Below are 18,583 nucleotides of genomic sequence, written 5' to 3' on the forward strand. Positions count from 1 at the left end.
CAAGCGGGAGAGTAGGAAGGTGCCACCTGATGTCATTGAGCGAGTGAGAGCTCACCCTAGCGGGTGGGCTCTTCTCGTTTATAGGGGAGTAGATGAGGTAAGCTATACCAGAGATGACCTTATTCTCCAATGAGGGCATCTCTGGTATGTGTTGTATTGATGAAATTATACAACTTCAATAGGCAGCGATGTTGTGTGCTTCGAAGTCGGGCAATGTAATCTTAGCTAATAATTGTTCTTCTAAAAGATTAGCCCACTCATTCATATAGGCTACTACGTCATCACGAACATTGTGTTTGAGAAAACGCTTCTCAATTGGAAGGCGAGTTAATACCTGTCGGTCATTTAGCTTCTCAAGATGCTTAAGATCTTCAAGCGTCAAGCCTGCATTTAGCATTTCGTTGATAAGAAGGTCTATCGGCATTTGGCTAGTTGAACAGTAATCCTCCACCTGCTCACTCCAATCGCCATAGCGCTGCATAGCGTAGCTGTGAATTTGATCTTTGTTGAGCTTAGTTAGCTCCTGAGCTAAATTGCCACAATTGCAACCGCCCATATGGCCCCATTGATAGGGCGCACCATTTTGCAAATTGCGGGCTGTCCGTCGAAGAGCATCAATCAGTTCAGGGGTTGGTCGTGCCATTACTGCGTTTGTTTTGGTTGACAAGCTTCAGTCTATATGAGTCGAACAGTGTGTTTGTTCGTTTTGTTCGTTAGGCATTTAACAAAGAAGCCTGTCATTCGACAGGCTTCTTTGTTAGCGCACTAGCTCCATCAAATCCTTATCATTCACTTCTTTACGAACGTCAGCCATGTCTAGGAAGCGTGTATAAATCCCATCTAAAGTTGGCTTGTCATAGCGGAATCCCAGTAACTCTAACCGGTGTTTTAAAGCATGTCTGCCACTACGAGCCGTTAGTACTATCAAAGATTTGTCAACGCCTACATCTTGAGGGTTCATAATCTCATAGTTTTCTGAGTGTTTTAGAAAACCGTCCTGATGAATGCCTGACGAATGAGCAAAAGCGTTTCGACCGACAATCGCTTTGTTTGCCTGAACGGGCATATGCATCATCTCAGCTACTAAGTTGCTTACCGGAAAGAGTCGCGTTGAGTCAACATTTGTGTAGAAACCAAGTTCTTTGCGGACTTTAAGCGCCATAACAACCTCTTCTAATGACGTGTTACCTGCGCGTTCGCCAATGCCATTCATCGTTACTTCAACCTGACGTGCACCGTTCATGACACCTGCCAGTGTGTTAGCTGTTGCTAAGCCTAGGTCGTTATGACAATGAATTGAGATTGTAGCCTGATGTACATTAGACACATGCTCATAGATGTAAGCGATTTTCTTGCCGTACTCATCCGGTAAGCAGTAGCCAGTTGTATCCGGAATGTTTACGACCGTAGCTCCGGCTGCAATGACAGCTTCTGTAAGCTTTGCTAAAAACTCGAGATTAGCGCGGCCGGCGTCTTCGGCATAGAATTCTACATCTTCTACGTACGTTTTAGCGTGTATAACAGCTGCTACTGCCTGCTCAAGAATCTTTTCGCGGGTACTGCCAAATTTATTCTGAATATGAATGTCAGAAGAGCCGATACCTGTGTGAATACGTCCTCGCTTCGCCCACTTTAATGCTTCGCCAGCTGCATCGATATCGCCTTTAACAGCTCGGCTGAGGGCGCATACAGTAGGCTCAGTAACGGCTTTAGAAATCTCCACTACCGACTTAAAGTCGCCTGGGCTTGAAATCGGGAAACCTGCTTCAATAACGTCAACTCCAAGGCGTTCGAGTTCTTTAGCCACTACGATTTTTTCTTCAGTAGTTAACTGGCAGCCTGGTACTTGTTCGCCGTCTCGCAGAGTGGTGTCAAAAATGAATACTCGTTGGCTCATTAGGTTGATTGATTACAGGTGGTTAGTTTGTATAAAAAAAGCCCTATCTTAAGAGAGAGGGCTTAAAAAGAACATAAAGTCTCCTTCTCTCTTACAATAAGACATACAGTCGTTGTAGATGATTAAGGAGATTTGATATCATACTATCTTTGCGAAAATTCGCTGAATGCGTAAATACGCTACAAAAATATGACTTTTAAAAAACTATGCAAGTAAAAACATAATTTTTAAAAATGATACTCTTTCTGTCTATTAAGCACTTAAGTGTAATAACAGTTGATTCCCCATTGCCTCAGTACCCAAAATCATTTTAGAAGATGTACCTGCATTCGCTATATCACGAGTACGATAACCATTCTTCAATACATTATCTACGGCATTAACAACCGCTTCTGATTCGGCTTTCATTCCGAAAGAGATATCAAGCATCAAAGCAACAGAGAGGACAGACGCTAGCGGATTTGCTACACCTTTACCTGTAATGTCATGCGCCGATCCATGGATAGGCTCATAAACACCTGTATTATCGCCAACTGATGCAGAAGCCAGCATTCCCATAGAACCAGCTATCTGACTGGCTTCATCCGTTAGAATATCGCCGAAAAGGTTGCCCGTAACTACTACGTCAAAGCGTTTCGGGTCTTTAATCAGCAACATGGCGGCTGCGTCAATAAATTGATGCTCGACAGTAACGTCAGGGTATTCAGGAGCAAGGGCTTGCACTACTTCACGCCACAGACGGCTGCTTTCCAATACGTTGGCCTTATCCACCGAACATAGCCGTTTGTTACGGGTACGGGCCGCTTCAAACGCTTTACGCGTAATACGTTCAACCTCGTACTTACTATAGATCATGGTATCGTAAGCCGTATTGCCTTCGTCGAGTCGTTCACGCTTACCAAAGTAAACATCACCCGTTAATTCTCGAAAGAATAGAATGTCGGCTCCCCGCAGAATTTCTGGTTTGATACTGGATGCATCAAGCAACTCATCGAAAAGCTTTATAGGACGTAGGTTAGCGTATAAGCCCAACTCTTTGCGCATCTTCAGCAAACCCTGCTCAGGCCGAACTTTCGCTGAAGGGTCATTATCATATTTGGGGTGGCCTACGGCTCCGAACAGAACAGCATCGGCCGCCCGCATTTTAGTCAGGGTTTCGTCGGGTAGGGGAGATCCAGTAGCTTCAATAGCAACGTGGCCAATCAGGGCTTCATCGTAGGTGAATTCATGCCCGAACTTTTTAGCGATTACTTCTAGAACTTGCTTACCAACGGTGGTTACTTCAGCCCCAATGCCATCGCCAGGGACGACAAGAATGTGTTTTTTTGCCATGTTAATCGAGTGTATTCAGCATTTTTTGGGTCGCCTTAATTGCTGAAACGGTTTGGTCGGAATCAAGGCCCCGTGTTTTAAATTCGTGATTGTTGTGTTTCCAGGTAATAATGGTCTCGCAAAGCGCGTCAGTACGGCCGCCCGTCGGGATACGTACTGCATAATCCGTCAGCTCGGGCAACGTCAGTTTCATCCGAGAGTAAATCTTCTTCAGAGCGTTCATAAACGCATCGTATTGCCCATCACCCTGCGCGTTCTCTTCAAACTGATCATCAGCAATACGCACCCGTAAGGTTGCTGATGGTTTAAGGTCTTTGGAATGCGTCAGGACATAATTGAGCACCTCTACGCGAGAGGCAATGGCATTAGTATTTAATACGTCGGAGATAACATAAGGTAAATCCTCACGTGTAACTACCTCTTTCTGGTCACCAAGCTCAATAACGCGCTGCGTCACTTTCTTGAGGTCAGCTTCCGATAGCTGAATACCCAGCTCACGAAGGTTGTTCTCAATGTTTGCCTTCCCTGAGGTTTTGCCCAAAGCGTAGCTACGTTTTCGGCCAAAGCGTTCGGGAAGAAGAGGATTGAAATATAAGTTATTCTTCTTGTCACCGTCGGCGTGAATACCTGCTGTTTGGGTAAACACATTGTCGCCCACAACAGGCTTGTTGTCGGGAATACGTAGCCCTGAAAACGTCTCTACAATTTTGCTGACCTGATAAAGCGATTTTTCGACTACACCCATTTTAACCTCCGGCATGAAGTCGCGTAGTACAGCAATGGCACTAGCCATAGGCGCATTACCCGCTCGTTCGCCCAGTCCGTTAACCGTCAAATGTACACCATGAGCTCCCGCCCGAATAGCTTCCATGACGTTAGCGATGCTCAGATCGTAATCGTTATGGGCGTGGAAATCAAAATGCAGCTTTGGATAACGGCTTACTAGTTGCTGAATGAACTGATACGCTTCGGACGGAGTTAGCACGCCTAGTGTGTCCGGTAGAAGCACTCGTCGGATCGGCTGCGTTTCGAGAAAGTCAAGATACTGTAGTACGTAGTCGGGCGATTTACGCATCCCGTTACTCCAGTCTTCGAGATATACGTTAACCTGTAGGCCTTGCTGCTGCGCTTGATCGATAACCGCCTTGATGTCATCAAAATGCTCTAGCGGTGTTTTCTTAAGCTGATGCGTTAAATGGTTAAGCGAGCCTTTTGTGAGCAGATTCATGACCTTCGCTCCGGACGCCTGCATCCAGTCGAGCGATGCCTGACCATCGACGAATGTAAGTACTTCGACTTTATCAAGTAAACCGGCTTTAGCTGCCCATCCTGTGATTTGCTGAACGGCTTCTAATTCTCCCGCCGATACCCGAGCGGAAGCGACTTCGACCCGGTCTACTTTAACTTCTGTAAGTAGTAACTGAGCCAGGGCAAGTTTTTCCGACGCTGAAAACGATACTCCACTGGTTTGTTCACCGTCGCGGAGCGTCGTATCCATAATTTCAATGTAGCGACGTGTCATAATTTAAAGAGCGAAAGACTGAAAGAGCAAAAGAGTGGTTAGCCTTATTTTCGCTCTTTCACTCATTCGCTCATCCACTCATTTAAAAAGGTCGCGTTTCGGCGAAGGCTGCGATTTCGTTTTTCATCGATAAGAGATAATCAATGTCGTCGTAGCCGTTAACGAGGTTGTGTTTTTTATAGCCGTTGATATCAAACGTCTCGCTCTCGCCGGTTGCTAGCAAGGTGATTGTTTGCTCAGGTAAGTTTACTTCTAGTTCTGCCTCGGGATCAGCGTCGACAGCCGAAAAAATCTTCTCTAAAAACTCTGGACTGACCTGCACCGGTAGAATACCGATGTTCAACGAGTTATTTCGAAAAATGTCAGCGAAGAAACTCGACACTACGCAACGGAAGCCATAGTCATAGATCGCCCAGGCTGCGTGTTCGCGACTTGAGCCGCTACCGAAGTTCTTACCACCAACCAGAATCTTCCCTGAATACGTAGGATTGTTTAAAACAAAATCAGCTTTGGGCGTATCGTCGTTGTTATAACGCCAGTCGCGGAAGAGGTTATCGCCGAAACCTTTGCGCTCGGTAGCTTTCAGGAAGCGGGCAGGGATGATTTGATCCGTGTCTACGTTCTCGATTGGCATCGGAACGGCGGTGCTGCGGAGTATAGTGAATTTATCGTAAGCCATGGTTTTAAGGTCATTGCCATTGCGCTACGTGTCATTGAAGAGTCATTGGTAGTTATTAGTCGTAAAATGACAAGTAACAATAAATGACTATCTAATGACGCGCAGCAAAGGACTATTCTAAGATTAGTTGACGGGGATCAGTTACTACGCCGGTTACGGCAGCCGCGGCTGCTACCAGTGGGCTAGCCAGCAAAGTACGAGCTCCTGGACCCTGGCGACCTTCGAAGTTGCGGTTTGAGGTCGAAACGGCGTATTTGCCCGCCGGAATCTTATCTTCGTTCATAGCCAAACAAGCGGAACAACCTGGCTGACGAAGTTCAAACCCAGCCTGTTTCAGCACATCAAGAATACCCTCGTCCTGAATCTGCTTTTCAACAATGTGCGATCCTGGAACTAACCAGGCCGTTACATTATCCGCTTTCTGACGGCCTTTTACAATCGATGCAAAGGCTCGGAAATCTTCAATACGTCCATTGGTACAACTGCCGAGGAAGACGAAATCAACAGGTTTGCCAATCATGGATTCATTTTCAGCGAAGCCCATGTATTGCAACGACTTTTTATAGCTGGCAACGCCATCTTTTACTGCTTCTGCAATCGGGATTTGACGGGTTACGCCTGTACCTAAACCAGGGTTGGTTCCATATGTAATTTGCGGTTCAATATCAGCCGCATCGAAGGTCAGGTCAACATCGAACGTAGCGCCTTCGTCAGTTTTAAGCGTCTGCCAGTAAGGAACCAATTTTTCCCACTGCTCGCCTTGGGGAGCCAACTCGCGGCCTTTCAGATAATCGAGGGTTTTCTGATCAGGCGCAATCATGCCACCACGGGCACCCATCTCGATACTCATGTTGCAGACCGTCATCCGGCCTTCCATGGTCATATTCTCGAATACGTCACCGGCGTATTCAACAAAGTAGCCTGTGGCTCCACTCGCCGAAATTTGCGAAATGATATAGAGGATAGCATCTTTAGGTAATACACCTTTGCCTAATTTACCGTTGACGCTTATGCGCATCTTCTTCGGCTTTGGCTGCATAATGCACTGAGACGCCAGCACCATTTCAACCTCCGACGTACCGATACCAAAGGCAATAGCGCCAAACGCCCCGTGGGTTGACGTATGCGAGTCGCCACACACAATGGTCATGCCGGGTAACGTAATACCATTTTCGGGGCCAACTACGTGTACAATGCCGTTTTTCTCGTGCCCTAAGCCCCAATATGAAATGCCGTGTGCTGTAGCATTACGTTCGAGGGCGGCCAACTGATTTGCCGACAATGGATCAGCGACGGGTAGGTGTTGATTAAGCGTAGGCGTATTATGGTCGGCCGTCGCAAAGGTGCGTCCTGAAAACAAGACAGATGCGCCCCGACCTTCCAAGCCTAAGAAAGCTACCGGGCTTGTGACTTCGTGAATAAAATGGCGGTCAATAAACAGCACATCCGGACCATCTTCAATCTGCCGGACAACGTGCGCATCCCATACTTTATCGAATAGGGTTTTTGGGGTACTCATAGCTGTAGAGGATATTATTTCTGGTGTAGTTCTCTGGTATCGCTGTGGCAGAGAATCCTAAGTGCAAAATTGCCTGGTATTCTTGGATCACTAATCACGGCATTCGTCCAGTAAATAGCGATTTTGGTTCAGGCATTATGTTTGGGTGTAAAACCGTATTGCTGCTTATACGCTTTTATAAAGTGAGACACGCTTTCGTAACCAATCTCCATACTAACTTCCGATACGTTTTTATCCGTATTACGGAGTAGAAAGTGAGCGTGTTCAAGGCGTTTGTTCCGAATCCACTGGCCGGGTGAGGTCTGAAAATGGGCCTCAAAATCGCGCTTGAAAGCTGATAAACTCCGGCCCGAAAGCCTAGACAATTCACTCATCGACAATGGTTTTAAAAGATAGGTGTGCATGAGGTAATCAAGGTCAGGCTTTTGTCCCTGATAGATATGCAGCAGCATTGCTCTGAGCTGGCCAGACGTATCTAATTCGAATAAATGCAGCAATAACTCCTGAAACTTCAAACGTAGTAACTCATTCAGGAAAGGTGTTTTAGCGCCGAAGTAAGGCAGCAGTGAATTAATAAAGGTGGCGAACGTAGGCGACGACGTAAGCGAAAGGATTGAGTCGGACGGCAGCGGAGAGGGTACTGATTGAAACAAACTCAGATGTTGCCCAACGAATTCTTTTAAAAGTTTTTCATTAACGAAAAAGACAAGGCTCCGGTAGCTCGAATCGATAGATTCGTTCATGGAATAGCAGCCGCGCTGGAAAAACAGGATCTGCCCTTTTCTAACATGCAGCTCTTGCGTGGGCGAGCTAAATTTTTTCTCACCCTCCAACACGACAATAACGGCATGCTCTTCAAAAAAAACTTCGTTCCGTTCGGGATATACGTCGCTACGATACGCCACAAACGTCATTTCTGACGCATCGGACCGCCGAATGCTCAACGATTCAAACTGATCAGGCTGTATAGACGAAGGAACGCGGAGCATGAATAGAGAAAGCCACTAAACGTGTGCATCGAAGTGAATTACAAAGTAAATCAATGGTACTCCTTGCCTTAATAGAGCTAGCTTGGTGAGAATTTAATAGACTAAAGCTAGCCGTTGAGAAACAGTGTTTATGATAGAGAAATAATAGTTGCCCCAGCAGGTAGTGGTTGGCTTAGAGCTTTTTGCATAGCGGGGATCAGAGGTTCCAAAAATGGGAATGCGTTTCCAAAGGCGTTAAGTACTAGTACTGCTATTGGATATTTTGCAAAATTCTGCTGATATCTCAGGTTCTTGTCGAATGTAACTAACACATCAAAGCTCTCAGCCAGCATCAATTTTAGTAGCTCGCCGTTTTTCTTACTCTGCCATCCCATATCGCGTACTGTATATACATCATGTTCGGTTAGATACTGCTTTAGTACTTTAGGCAAGTTCTCATCAATTAGCAATTTCATGAATTAATGATACTAGTTTATTTGAACCAAATGCTTTAGCCGCCATATCTAATACTGCTACAGCCTGTTCGCGAGTTACTGAGGGAAATTCATCTAAAAAGACATCCAGAGAAATGCCGCTTTCTAAATGCCAAAATAGCGATTCTACAGGTACCCTTGTACCCGTAAAAACTGGAGTACCAAACTGAATATCTGGGTCAATTGTGACAGGGTTTTGCATAAAGCAGCTTGTTTACACCAGAAACTGAAATATATCAGGCTGGTCGTTTAGGTACTCAAAAGCGATGTTTTGCTCTTGCATTCGCTGGATAAGGGGCTCAAAATCCTCGCGGTGTTTGAGTTCGATGCCTACTACGGCGGGGCCGGTTTCCCGGTTTGTTTTTTTGACGTACTCGAAGCGACTAATGTCATCCGTAGGGCCTAATACGTTCAGGAAGTCACGGAAGGCACCGGCTCGTTGTGGAAAGCGAATGATAAAGTAGTGCTTAAGCCCTTCGTACAGCAAAGAGCGCTCTTTGATCTCTTCTGTTCGGGTAATGTCGTTATTGCCGCCACCAACTAAACAGACTACGTTCTTACCACGAATTTCGTCTTTCAAGAAATCTAAGGCTGCAATCGTTAGGGCACCGGCGGGTTCGGCCACAATAGCTTCTTCGTTGTAAAGTTGAAGAATCGTCGTGCACACTTTGCCTTCGGGCACTAGAAGAACGCGGTCGAGGTATTTGCGGCAGATTTCAAACGTTGTTTCGCCAACGCGCTTCACCGCAGCTCCATCAACAAACTTGTCGATTTCGGTAAGTGTCACAACATGGCCTTCGTCTATGGCTACTTTCATCGATGGCGAACCCAGTGGCTCAACCCCAATCAGCTTGGTTCTCGGGCTTAGCTGCTTAAATACAGTCGATACGCCCGACGCCAACCCACCCCCGCCAATGGCCATCAGCAGGTAGTCGATCTTGAAGTTAGAGTCTTTGAAAATCTCTAAGCCAACCGTGCCCTGGCCTTCCATAACCTGTAAGTCGTCGAAGGGGTGGACAAAGGTGCTGTCGTGAGTGTTTACGTAATCAATGGCTGCGTGGTACGCATCGTCATACGTATCGCCCGTCAGTACCACTTCTACGAACTCTTTTCCGAAAAGCTTTACCTGTTTTACTTTCTGATTGGGTGTAGTGGTGGGCATGAAGATGCGGCCGCGCACCCCCATTTTTCGACAAGCGTAGGCTAGCCCCTGCGCGTGGTTGCCAGCACTGGCGCACACTACTCCTTTAGCTAAAGCTTCGGCCGGTAGGCTGGCCATTTTGTTGTAAGCCCCTCTGATTTTATAAGAGCGTACTACCTGTAAATCCTCTCGCTTTAAGAAAATGTTTGCTCCGTAACGGTCCGACAGGTTGATATTTTCCTGTAAAGGCGTATGCGTGGCTACGCCCCTGAGCCGATCAGCCGCCAAGTAGATGTTGTCAAGATCAGGAAGGGTAATTAGCTTGTTGACGCCGGTTTCAGTGCTCATCAGTTCGTTGTTCCGTATTCTACAAAAATACGAAAACTTCGTCAGCCCTTCTTCGTCACGATAACTATGCCGGTAGACCAGGCCAGCTTTGTTAAAATCAGGTCTGTCCGCTGATCCAGTTCGGCTACCAATCGGTCTGCTTTAGCCTGGTGACCTTCGGGCCAGTTCGGCTGCGGAAGCATATCGTCGATGATGTATAACCCGCCCGGATTCAGAATAGAAAGAGCTTTGTCGAGCTGTAGATACTTACCCGCCCAAGTGTCGGCAAAAATGAAGTCGAAAGTTTCGGTAGTAGTAGCCAGCCATTCTTCGCCGTCCTGGCACACTAAAGTTAACCGATGGTCAGTGCCCAGATGCTGTTGAGCTACCGCCTGACAGGCCGCATCATTGTCGACTGATAACAACGTTGCTCGTTCGTCCATACCGTCGAGGAGCCAAGCGGTTGATAGGCCTGTTCCGGTACCCAGCTCTAAAAACTTGCCGCCTGGTTTGGAGCGGGCTAGTGTCCGAAGAAGTGACGCTGCCTGCACATCAACGCTCATAGAAAATCCTAGATCAGCCGAAGCGGCTGCAATGGTTGCGTGTGCTGGAATGTCTATTGTAACTTCGTCGGACATGATTGAATTTGTTATCATTTAGTTCTGTCGGGTTACCTTACCCGACAGAACTAAACAAGGTACACTAGCTACGCTCTGGACGCAGGCCGCGAACGGCGCTACCAGCTTGCCACATTTCTGACTCACGAAGCTCGGCCAGTTCGGTTTCAAGCTTTTCGCGGTAGTCTGGCTGCGAGTTGCGGGTGATCGAAATATTAGCCTGCTCACCTGCTTTCACCGAGTTGTACAGCTGCTCAAATACAGGCTTGGTAGCATCGCGGAAAGGCTTCCACCAGTCGAGGGCACCCCGTTGCGCCGTGGTTGAACAGTTAGCGTACATCCAGTCCATACCGTTCTCGGCGACGAGTGGCATGAGTGACTGGGTCAGTTCTTCAACGGTTTCGTTGAATGCTTCTGAAGGACTGTGACCATTAGCACGTAATACTTCGTACTGAGCTGCGAAAATACCTTGAATAGCGCCCATCAACGTACCACGTTCGCCGGTAAGGTCAGACGTTACCTCTTTATAGAAATCAGTTTCGAACAGGTAGCCCGAACCAACGCCGATGCCCATAGCGATGCATTTTTCACGAGCGTGACCCGATGCATCCTGATAGACAGCAAAGCTAGAGTTGAGGCCTTTGCCTTCTACGAATAACCGGCGTAGCGATGTACCAGAGCCTTTAGGAGCTACTAAGAATACATCAACATCAGTAGGAGGAACGATGCCCGTTTGATCTTTATACGTAACACCGAAGCCATGCGAGAAATACAATGATTTGCCAGGCTTAAGTGCGGCTTTTACCGTAGGCCAAAGCTCAATCTGGGCAGCGTCGGAGAGTAGGAAACAGATAATGGTGCCACGCTCGAGGGCTTCTTCAATCTCAAACAGCGTTTCGCCGGGTACCCAACCGTCAGCAACTGCTTTGTCATAGGTTTTGCCTTTCCGCTGACCAACAATAACATTAAAGCCATTGTCGCGCATGTTCAGCGATTGACCGGGTCCTTGTACGCCATAGCCGATAACGGCAATTACTTCATTAGCCAGCACCTCACGGGCTTTCTCCAGCGGGAATTCCTCCCGAGTAACAACTTGTTCTTCAACCCCTCCGAAATTAATCGTTGCCATATTTAATTGATTTTTGTCTTCTTATTTTTCAGGTTAATTAGTTACAGATAATAAGCCCATTCAGCCTCGGGTAAGTACTCGACTAACCCTTTCTCTGTTTTGCCGACCGCTACTCGGCCAGACCGCACAAACTCCAGGATTTCGTACTGCTTGAGGTAAGCGAAAAAATCAAAGATCTCTGTGTCGCTCCCCGTCTTTTCAATCACTACATAATCCAGTCCCCAATACACGACCCAGGCTTTATACTGCTTGTTGATCGTTTCGACATCGAGCGACTTGCCACCAAGTGGAGTCGATATTTTGAACAAGGCGATTTCGTTATAGACAATCTCATCGTTCAGATAGCCAAATACGGCCAACACCTCGACGATTTTACGTATTTGCCGTACTAGTTTTTCTACCTCCTCGCGTGACTCGTGCTTGATGACGATCGTAAACCGTGATATACCTTTTCGCTCGGTTTCTGATACGGTCAAACTTTCAATATTGATGCGACGGCGCGTGAAAATGATCGTGATGCGGTTAAGCAGGCCGATCGTGTTTTCCGTGAATATGCAAATCGTGTAGGTCGTCATTTTAAGGTCATTAAGTTGTCATTCAACGTCATTGGTCGTGTTGCTATGAGCTAACCAAATGACCATAAATGACACGTAGCGAATGACTATTTTAATCGAATCTGTGATACACTGGCTCCGGCAGGCACCATAGGAAAGACGTTTTCCTCCTTTTCAACAACCACTTCGAGCAGATATGGGCCATCGTGGGCCAGCATTTTGTCGAGCGAGGCTGAAAGATCACACCGTTCGTTACAGGTGTGTCCATCCATACCAAATCCTCTCGCGATCGTGATAAAGTCTGGATTCTGTAACTCAACGAAAGAGTACCGCCGTTCGTGAAACAATTGCTGCCACTGTCGTACCATTCCTAAGAAGTTGTTATTCAAGATGACAGCTTTAACCGGCTGTTTATTCTGAACAATAGTGCCCAACTCCTGTAAGGTCATCTGAAAGCAGCCATCGCCAATGATTGCCACTACCTGACGGTCCGGTGCGCCAACCTGAGCGCCGAACGCTGCGGGTAAGGCAAAGCCCATGGTGCCCATACCGCCTGACGTCACAAGACTGTTAGGACGGCGGAATTGATAGTAACGTGATGCCATCATCTGGTGCTGTCCTACGTCGGTAACAAGCACAGCTTCCCCCTTCGTCTTTTTTGACAGCATGTCGATGACCTCTGCCATACGGAGCTTACCGTCGGCATTAGTCAGCTCTGGAACCGTGATAGCTTCGTTCTCAATCGCGTCGTATTTCCGGAATTCGTTGCGCCATACCGTATGATCGTTTGGGTTAACGAGTGGCAAAAGAGCTTTTAAGGCTTCTTTGGCATCGCCCACCACCGGTGCGTCAGCCCGAATGATTTTGTCAATTTCTGCCGGGTCAATCTCGATATGAATAACTTTTGCCTGCTTGATGTACTTGCTGGCGTCGCCCGTCACGCGATCGTCGAAACGCATACCGATGGCGATGACTACATCAGCTTCGTCCGTCATTACGTTCGGACCGTAGTTACCATGCATGCCTAGCCAACCGACGTAAAGCGGGTGGTTCGTTGGAATTGTTGATTGACCAAGTAAAGTAGTAGCTACTGGAATTCCGGTTTTTTCGGCAAAAGCGAGGAGCTCGGCTTCGGCTTTAGCAATCTGTACACCATGTCCAACTAAAAGATAAGGCCGTTTTGCACTGTTAATGAGCGCAGCCGCGGCTTCAATCTGGTCTTGTTTGGGTATGCGACGAGGGCGGTAACTAACGATTGACTGACAACGCTCATAAGAGAAGGGCTTTGTCATCAGCTCCAACTGGGCACTCTTCGTAATATCAATTAACACCGGTCCTGGCCGACCCGACTGAGCGATGTAAAACGCTTTCGATAATACATCCGCTACTTCGTCGGCGCTGGTAATTTGATAGTTCCATTTAGTGATGGGCATGGTAACGCCCATTACGTCGGCTTCCTGAAAGGCATCAGTACCCAAAAGCTTCTTGGCTACCTGGCCTACAATGCAGACCATGGGGGTAGAGTCGATCAACGCATCGGCGATACCTGTCACCAAGTTTGTTGCGCCGGGCCCTGAGGTCACTAAACAAACACCAGCTTTGCCAGTAACGCGGGCGTATCCTTCGGCGGCATGAGCAGCCCCCTGTTCATGACGTACCAAAATATGATTCAGCTCGTCCTGGAAATCATATAAGGCGTCATAAACGGGCATAATCGCTCCGCCCGGATAGCCAAAAATGGTATCTACACCTTCGGCTACCAGGGCTCTCATGAGCGCCTGAGAACCGTTGATATAAGTAGGAACTGGAGTTGTCTCCTGAGTTTGCGGCATAACGCTGGTTACTGCTTCCATGACGCTGCTTGTTTTAAGTTCGTTTAGTTTGTTGTTCTTGTTGCGAGTGTTCAGTCTTCGTCGGTTACGCAACCTTCGCTCGCTGACTTCACGTTGCGTATGTATTTGCCTAATACGCCTTTCGTGAAGCGCGGAGCGGGCTGCACCCAGCGGCTGCGACGTTCTTCTAACTCTTGGTCAGAAACATGTAATGTCATTTCCCGTCCAATGGTATCGATGGTGATTTTATCGCCGTTTTGTACTAAGGCAATGGGGCCGCCTTCATAGGCTTCTGGGGTAACGTGCCCCACCACAAATCCGTGCGTGCCCCCTGAAAAACGTCCGTCTGTAATTAAGGCGACCTTATCACCCAGTCCTGCTCCGATTATAGCAGAGGTAGGCTTTAGCATCTCGCTCATGCCTGGCCCACCTTTTGGCCCAGCATTTCGAATAACGATCACCTGACCCGGCAAAATTTCTCCTTTTTGTAAGGCATCGATCACTTCGCCTTCGTGCTCACATACCTTCGCCGTTCCTTCAAAACGTTCGCCTTCTTTGCCCGTGATTTTAGCTACCGAACCGGTCGGTGCCAGATTACCACGTAGAACCTGGATATGCCCCGTGGCCTTAATCGGCTGCGATAACGGAAATACAATTTTCTGGTTCTCAAACTCGAGATTAGGAGCTTCAGCCAGATTCTCGGCGACTGTTTTACCTGTAACGGTCATGCAATCGCCATGGATCATACCTTGCTCGTATAAATATTTGGTAACCGCCGGTACGCCACCAATCGCCAGCAGATCTTCCATGTAATATTTTCCGCTTGGCTTCAGGTCAGCGAGCAGAGGAACCCGGTCGCTAATGGCCTGAATCTCATCGAGGGTTAAGGGAATATCTACAGCTCGTGCAATAGCCAGGTAATGCAGTACCGCATTGGTAGAGCCGCCAAGGGCCATTACCACCGTAAAAGCGTTTTCAAGCGATTTGCGGGTGATAATATCGCGCGGGGTGATGTTACGTTCCAGCAGCACCCGCATAGCGGCTCCTATCTTCTTGCATTCTTCCTGCTTGCCTTCGTGCGTAGCTGGGTAGCTACTGCTGAACGGCAGGCTTAAACCCATTGCTTCGATACTGCTGGCCATTGTGTTGGCCGTGTACATACCACCACAGGCACCAGCGCCCGGAATAGCATTCTGAACAACGCCTTTGAAATCTTCGTCGGAAATGTTGTTCGCGTACTTTTTGCCCAGCGCTTCAAATGCCGAAACGATATCCAGTTTTTGACCTTTATAATGACCCGAACGAATTGTGCCGCCGTACACCATAATACCGGGCCGGTCGAGCCGGGCCATGGCCATAACGGCTCCAGGCATGTTTTTGTCGCATCCTACAACGGTCACTACGCCATCGTACCACTGGGCCGAAACAACCGACTCAATAGAATCAGCGATGAGGTCACGACTGGGTAATGAATAGCGCATGCCATCATTCCCGTTGGTCATACCGTCAGAAACACCAATTGTGTTGAAAATTAGTCCAATCAACCCGTTCGCTTGTACTCCCTGTTTCACATAAACGGATAGTCCGTTTAAGTGCATGTTACAGGTGTTACCTTCATATCCGGTACTAGCAATTCCGATTTGAGGTTTTTGCATATCCTCTTCGGTTAAACCAATACCATATAGCATTGCTTGAGCGGCCGGGTTACTAACCTCTTGAGTTAACGTACGGCTAAAGCGATTTAAAGCGGTTGTAGGCTGTTCGACTATCATTCTCTACTGCTAGCGAAATTTCGCTGTAAGTGTAATAACGCCGTAAAGGAAAATCATCTAAACCAAAAAGGCAAGAAAAGATTAATTATTTATCAGATAAAAAGTATAGCTTTTACTTTTGGGATATGACAACCGAAACCACCTCGCATTACGATCACTTGGAGCAAATGTCTGTTCATGACTTGCTCGTGAACATTAATAAGGAAGACAAAACAGTACCAGATGCCGTAGAGAAGTCTTTACCTCAAATTGAGGCACTTGTCACTGAAATTGTCAAGCGGATGAAAGCAGGCGGTCGCTTGATCTATATAGGAGCTGGTACTAGTGGGCGCCTGGGCGTAGTTGATGCCTCAGAATGTCCACCTACCTACGGCGTTCCATTTGATTTAGTGATTGGCATTATGGCCGGTGGAGATGGGGCAATTCGGAAAGCGGTAGAATTTGCCGAAGATGATGCCGAACAGGCCTGGAAAGACATTGCTCCGTATGAACCCAATCCTAATGATACCGTAATTGGTATTGCAGCCTCCGGTCGGACACCTTACGTAATTGGTGGTCTACAGCAGGCTCGGGCGGCTGGATTACTGACAGGTTGCATTGTTTGTAATGCAGGTTCGGCTGTTGCTCAGGCGGCTGAGTTTCCGGTTGAGGTAGTGGTTGGCCCGGAATTCGTTACGGGGAGCACACGTATGAAGGCGGGGACAGCGCAAAAACTGGTGTTAAACATGATTTCTACGTCGGTTATGATTCAGCTTGGCCGGGTTAAGGGCAACAAGATGGTGGATATGCAATTGACGAATGTTAAACTACAAGATCGAGCCGCTAAAATGGTTATGAGCGAGATCGGTGTCAGTCGGGAAGAAGCCGAATCCTTATTAGAAAAATACGGCAATGTGCGGGGGGCTATTGACAACTATACGCAGAATAATTCGTAAGCCGCTCCTGCAATATTTTGGTCTGAACAACGACTGCCTTTTTATAATGAACTAGAAAGCATGAATAAAAAGGTATTGTTGATTGGTCGTAATCCCGGGGTGCTGTCGGCACTCGCTGATGCATTGATCAACGAAAAGATGCTTGTACAAATGACCAGTCTTGTCGAACAAGCTGATCAGGATTTTAATGCGGCCGATTTTGATTTGATTGCGTTTGGGCGGGGTGTCGATGAAGATGCGAAAGCGGAGCTGAAAAGAAATTTTAAAGGCCAGCATCCAGGCGTGCATTTCGTTGACGGACTTGCCCCCATTATTCCATTACTCGTAAGACAGATTACGGCAACGCTGGCCGCTAAGCCTGTTGAGACTAATCGGCTAGTTAGCGTAAGCTGTGAACAATCGGAAACGATCCAGCTCTGTATAGTTGCCCGTCAAGCCTGTCGGTTAACAGTCGATTTGTACCAGCTTGATGCGATTCATACGACCCGTCAAGCTACGTTGCTTACTCGTTTTATTGAAGCTGGAAGTCATCAGTTTGACGTTGACCGAACGCTGCTGGAAGACACAATTGCGAGTTTCTTGTTAGTGACCGCAGATGAGGATGAGTTTACTGTTCTTTCGTTACGTTAACGCAGCAAATTCAACTTAGACAACACGGACATGTCTGCCTACGGGTTGTAACTGCCCGCACTTCGTTAACAACTGAGCGGTTTCGGCAAGGCACCGGATAAAGGAGAAACAACCTACGGTTGGAATCGCTTTTGCGTTGAGCAGCGGTTGTTTGTACGTATCAACCGCCAGGTGCCAGCCTGTCTGTTTCGGATCGGGAAAAGCTTCAAACGTATAATCATGGATACGTTTAAACCATTTGGGGCAGTCAGGATGATGCGTATAGAAGTAGCCTTTCAGTAAAGACGTAATGGCTTCAAGTTGTACCCAGGCCCATTTCCCCGTCGCAACTGGTATAACGAGTGGTTCACCTTTGATGTCGATACACTCGCTCAGGCCGTTAAACGCTTCGTCCCACGCTTGTTCACACAGTTTAAGGCACCAGGCCGTTACCTGAATGGCTAACTTCCGGTTGCCACTTTCAGCGCATAAATCGAGCAGAAACCCCGCCGTTTGAAAGACCAGTCCAACACTCAATCGACGACCTTCGGGCGTATTCACAAATCCACCTTCGGGCAGAATGTATTCCCGTAAGGTGTCGGTACGTCGGTCCAGAAATTCACGCAGCAGCCGTTGCAGAATAATTTCTACCGTCTCTTTCCACTCCTCTTCATCGAATAAGGGCTTTAACTCAAGTAAGGCCTTAAGCGCCGTTGTCGGCTCGCTTATGTGCCATACGTGCCGGAAACCACCTAGGTCCTGCGTTTGCCCGAGTCGTACCGAATCCCAACGGTTCAATAACGTAGTGAAGGTCTGTTTTGCCAGTCGTGCCCACTCATCTTCACCGGTTGCTTGGTAAAACTGATTATAGGCCATCACCACGAAGCTATCGGGAACAATACTCGTGTGCGGAGCTACAGGACGGCCACGGCGATCGAGCTGTGCGTAACAATTTAACGTATCATCGTGAGCAAACTGGCTCAGAAACTCAATTCCGTGCCGGGCATGTGTCAACCAGTTCGGCTGTCCATCGAACGAGTTGTAGAGCCAGGCGAAAGCCCAAGCCTGCTGAGCCTGCAAGGCGACGAATTTGTCTCCCTGAATCGGTTCGCCGGTAGCTGACAACAGATCAAAATACCCCCCGCATTGTTTGTCGCAGCCGTTCTTGAGCCAGAAGGGCACAGCCTGACGTAATAATGCCTGTTGATAGTCAGCGGAGAGCTTTTGAAAATTCAGCATACCCGTAAATATATAAA

General features: G+C 47.6%; 18 protein-coding genes. 2 read left to right on the top strand and 16 right to left on the bottom strand.

What is annotated here, in order from left to right; genetic code table 11:
- Positions 1-175 precede the first annotated feature (175 nt).
- The 15 genes from ACYVIY_RS15355 to ilvD all read right to left on the bottom strand — a co-directional run bounded on the left by ACYVIY_RS15355 (position 176) and on the right by ilvD (position 15,783).
- A complete protein-coding gene (locus ACYVIY_RS15355; RefSeq protein ID WP_460977253.1) occupies positions 176-643 on the bottom strand; it encodes a hypothetical protein in 468 nt (155 codons plus the stop codon).
- A gap of 114 nt (positions 644-757) precedes the next feature.
- A complete protein-coding gene (locus ACYVIY_RS15360) occupies positions 758-1,897 on the bottom strand; it encodes a 2-isopropylmalate synthase (RefSeq protein ID WP_460977254.1) in 1,140 nt (379 codons plus the stop codon).
- A 252-nt stretch (positions 1,898-2,149) separates the two neighbouring features.
- On the bottom strand, positions 2,150-3,229 hold the full coding sequence (gene leuB, locus ACYVIY_RS15365; RefSeq protein WP_460977255.1) for a 3-isopropylmalate dehydrogenase: 1,080 nt from the start codon (positions 3,227-3,229) through the stop codon (positions 2,150-2,152).
- A 1-nt stretch (position 3,230) separates the two neighbouring features.
- On the bottom strand, positions 3,231-4,751 hold the full coding sequence (locus tag ACYVIY_RS15370; protein WP_460977256.1) for an alpha-isopropylmalate synthase regulatory domain-containing protein: 1,521 nt from the start codon (positions 4,749-4,751) through the stop codon (positions 3,231-3,233).
- An 82-nt stretch (positions 4,752-4,833) separates the two neighbouring features.
- The gene (leuD, locus tag ACYVIY_RS15375; protein WP_460977257.1) at positions 4,834-5,430 is read right to left on the bottom strand and encodes a 3-isopropylmalate dehydratase small subunit; all 597 of its coding nucleotides are present in this window, start codon (positions 5,428-5,430) and stop codon (positions 4,834-4,836) included.
- 112 nt (positions 5,431-5,542) lie between these two features.
- The gene (leuC, locus tag ACYVIY_RS15380; RefSeq protein ID WP_460977258.1) at positions 5,543-6,949 is read right to left on the bottom strand and encodes a 3-isopropylmalate dehydratase large subunit; all 1,407 of its coding nucleotides are present in this window, start codon (positions 6,947-6,949) and stop codon (positions 5,543-5,545) included.
- A gap of 128 nt (positions 6,950-7,077) precedes the next feature.
- Positions 7,078-7,938 carry a helix-turn-helix transcriptional regulator gene (locus ACYVIY_RS15385; RefSeq protein WP_460977259.1) on the bottom strand — a complete coding sequence of 287 codons (861 nt, stop codon included), beginning with the start codon at positions 7,936-7,938 and terminating at the stop codon, positions 7,078-7,080.
- 128 nt (positions 7,939-8,066) lie between these two features.
- Positions 8,067-8,393: a DUF5615 family PIN-like protein gene (locus ACYVIY_RS15390; protein WP_460977260.1), complete on the bottom strand. Its 327-nt coding sequence runs from the start codon at positions 8,391-8,393 to the stop codon at positions 8,067-8,069.
- Complete coding sequence (locus tag ACYVIY_RS15395) at positions 8,377-8,613, bottom strand: DUF433 domain-containing protein (protein WP_460977261.1); 237 nt, start codon at positions 8,611-8,613, stop codon at positions 8,377-8,379. Before ACYVIY_RS15395 ends, ACYVIY_RS15390 begins: the two co-directional genes overlap by 17 nt.
- A 12-nt stretch (positions 8,614-8,625) precedes the next feature.
- Positions 8,626-9,900: a threonine ammonia-lyase IlvA gene (gene ilvA, locus ACYVIY_RS15400; RefSeq protein WP_460977262.1), complete on the bottom strand. Its 1,275-nt coding sequence runs from the start codon at positions 9,898-9,900 to the stop codon at positions 8,626-8,628.
- 41 nt (positions 9,901-9,941) lie between these two features.
- Complete coding sequence (locus ACYVIY_RS15405; protein ID WP_460977263.1) at positions 9,942-10,517, bottom strand: O-methyltransferase; 576 nt, start codon at positions 10,515-10,517, stop codon at positions 9,942-9,944.
- 64 nt (positions 10,518-10,581) lie between these two features.
- Positions 10,582-11,625, bottom strand: coding sequence for a ketol-acid reductoisomerase (gene ilvC / locus ACYVIY_RS15410; RefSeq protein ID WP_460977264.1), 1,044 nt, complete (start codon positions 11,623-11,625; stop codon positions 10,582-10,584).
- Between the two features lie 41 nt (positions 11,626-11,666).
- On the bottom strand, positions 11,667-12,200 hold the full coding sequence (gene ilvN, locus ACYVIY_RS15415) for an acetolactate synthase small subunit (protein WP_460977265.1): 534 nt from the start codon (positions 12,198-12,200) through the stop codon (positions 11,667-11,669).
- 86 nt (positions 12,201-12,286) lie between these two features.
- Positions 12,287-14,032 carry a biosynthetic-type acetolactate synthase large subunit gene (gene ilvB, locus ACYVIY_RS15420; RefSeq protein ID WP_460977266.1) on the bottom strand — a complete coding sequence of 582 codons (1,746 nt, stop codon included), beginning with the start codon at positions 14,030-14,032 and terminating at the stop codon, positions 12,287-12,289.
- Positions 14,033-14,082: 50 nt separating this feature from the next.
- Positions 14,083-15,783 (bottom strand): dihydroxy-acid dehydratase, encoded by a 1,701-nt coding sequence (ilvD, locus tag ACYVIY_RS15425; protein WP_460977267.1) that lies wholly within the window; start codon positions 15,781-15,783, stop codon positions 14,083-14,085.
- A gap of 125 nt (positions 15,784-15,908) precedes the next feature.
- Between ilvD and murQ the strand changes: the two genes are divergently transcribed.
- Together murQ and ACYVIY_RS15435 are read left to right on the top strand one after the other, a co-directional pair.
- A complete protein-coding gene (gene murQ, locus ACYVIY_RS15430; RefSeq protein WP_460977268.1) occupies positions 15,909-16,718 on the top strand; it encodes an N-acetylmuramic acid 6-phosphate etherase in 810 nt (269 codons plus the stop codon).
- A 60-nt stretch (positions 16,719-16,778) separates the two neighbouring features.
- A complete protein-coding gene (locus ACYVIY_RS15435) occupies positions 16,779-17,348 on the top strand; it encodes a hypothetical protein (RefSeq protein WP_460977269.1) in 570 nt (189 codons plus the stop codon).
- A 15-nt stretch (positions 17,349-17,363) separates the two neighbouring features.
- Here the strand turns inward: ACYVIY_RS15435 and ACYVIY_RS15440 are convergent, their stop codons facing one another.
- Entirely contained in the window at positions 17,364-18,566 is a 1,203-nt protein-coding gene (locus tag ACYVIY_RS15440) for an AGE family epimerase/isomerase (RefSeq protein ID WP_460977270.1), read from the bottom strand.
- Positions 18,567-18,583 lie beyond the last annotated feature (17 nt).

The sequence above is a fragment of the Spirosoma knui genome (assembly GCF_054780635.1).

Coding starts and splice junctions, on each gene's coding strand:
- ACYVIY_RS15355 (WP_460977253.1), bottom strand. CDS start 643: ATGGCACGACCAACCCCTGAACTGATTGATGCTCTTCGACGGACAGCC.
- ACYVIY_RS15360 (WP_460977254.1), bottom strand. CDS start 1,897: ATGAGCCAACGAGTATTCATTTTTGACACCACTCTGCGAGACGGCGAA.
- leuB (WP_460977255.1), bottom strand. CDS start 3,229: ATGGCAAAAAAACACATTCTTGTCGTCCCTGGCGATGGCATTGGGGCT.
- ACYVIY_RS15370 (WP_460977256.1), bottom strand. CDS start 4,751: ATGACACGTCGCTACATTGAAATTATGGATACGACGCTCCGCGACGGT.
- leuD (WP_460977257.1), bottom strand. CDS start 5,430: ATGGCTTACGATAAATTCACTATACTCCGCAGCACCGCCGTTCCGATG.
- leuC (WP_460977258.1), bottom strand. CDS start 6,949: ATGAGTACCCCAAAAACCCTATTCGATAAAGTATGGGATGCGCACGTT.
- ACYVIY_RS15385 (WP_460977259.1), bottom strand. CDS start 7,938: ATGCTCCGCGTTCCTTCGTCTATACAGCCTGATCAGTTTGAATCGTTG.
- ACYVIY_RS15390 (WP_460977260.1), bottom strand. CDS start 8,393: ATGAAATTGCTAATTGATGAGAACTTGCCTAAAGTACTAAAGCAGTAT.
- ACYVIY_RS15395 (WP_460977261.1), bottom strand. CDS start 8,613: ATGCAAAACCCTGTCACAATTGACCCAGATATTCAGTTTGGTACTCCA.
- ilvA (WP_460977262.1), bottom strand. CDS start 9,900: ATGAGCACTGAAACCGGCGTCAACAAGCTAATTACCCTTCCTGATCTT.
- ACYVIY_RS15405 (WP_460977263.1), bottom strand. CDS start 10,517: ATGTCCGACGAAGTTACAATAGACATTCCAGCACACGCAACCATTGCA.
- ilvC (WP_460977264.1), bottom strand. CDS start 11,625: ATGGCAACGATTAATTTCGGAGGGGTTGAAGAACAAGTTGTTACTCGG.
- ilvN (WP_460977265.1), bottom strand. CDS start 12,200: ATGACGACCTACACGATTTGCATATTCACGGAAAACACGATCGGCCTG.
- ilvB (WP_460977266.1), bottom strand. CDS start 14,032: ATGGAAGCAGTAACCAGCGTTATGCCGCAAACTCAGGAGACAACTCCA.
- ilvD (WP_460977267.1), bottom strand. CDS start 15,783: ATGATAGTCGAACAGCCTACAACCGCTTTAAATCGCTTTAGCCGTACG.
- murQ (WP_460977268.1), top strand. CDS start 15,909: ATGACAACCGAAACCACCTCGCATTACGATCACTTGGAGCAAATGTCT.
- ACYVIY_RS15435 (WP_460977269.1), top strand. CDS start 16,779: ATGAATAAAAAGGTATTGTTGATTGGTCGTAATCCCGGGGTGCTGTCG.
- ACYVIY_RS15440 (WP_460977270.1), bottom strand. CDS start 18,566: ATGCTGAATTTTCAAAAGCTCTCCGCTGACTATCAACAGGCATTATTA.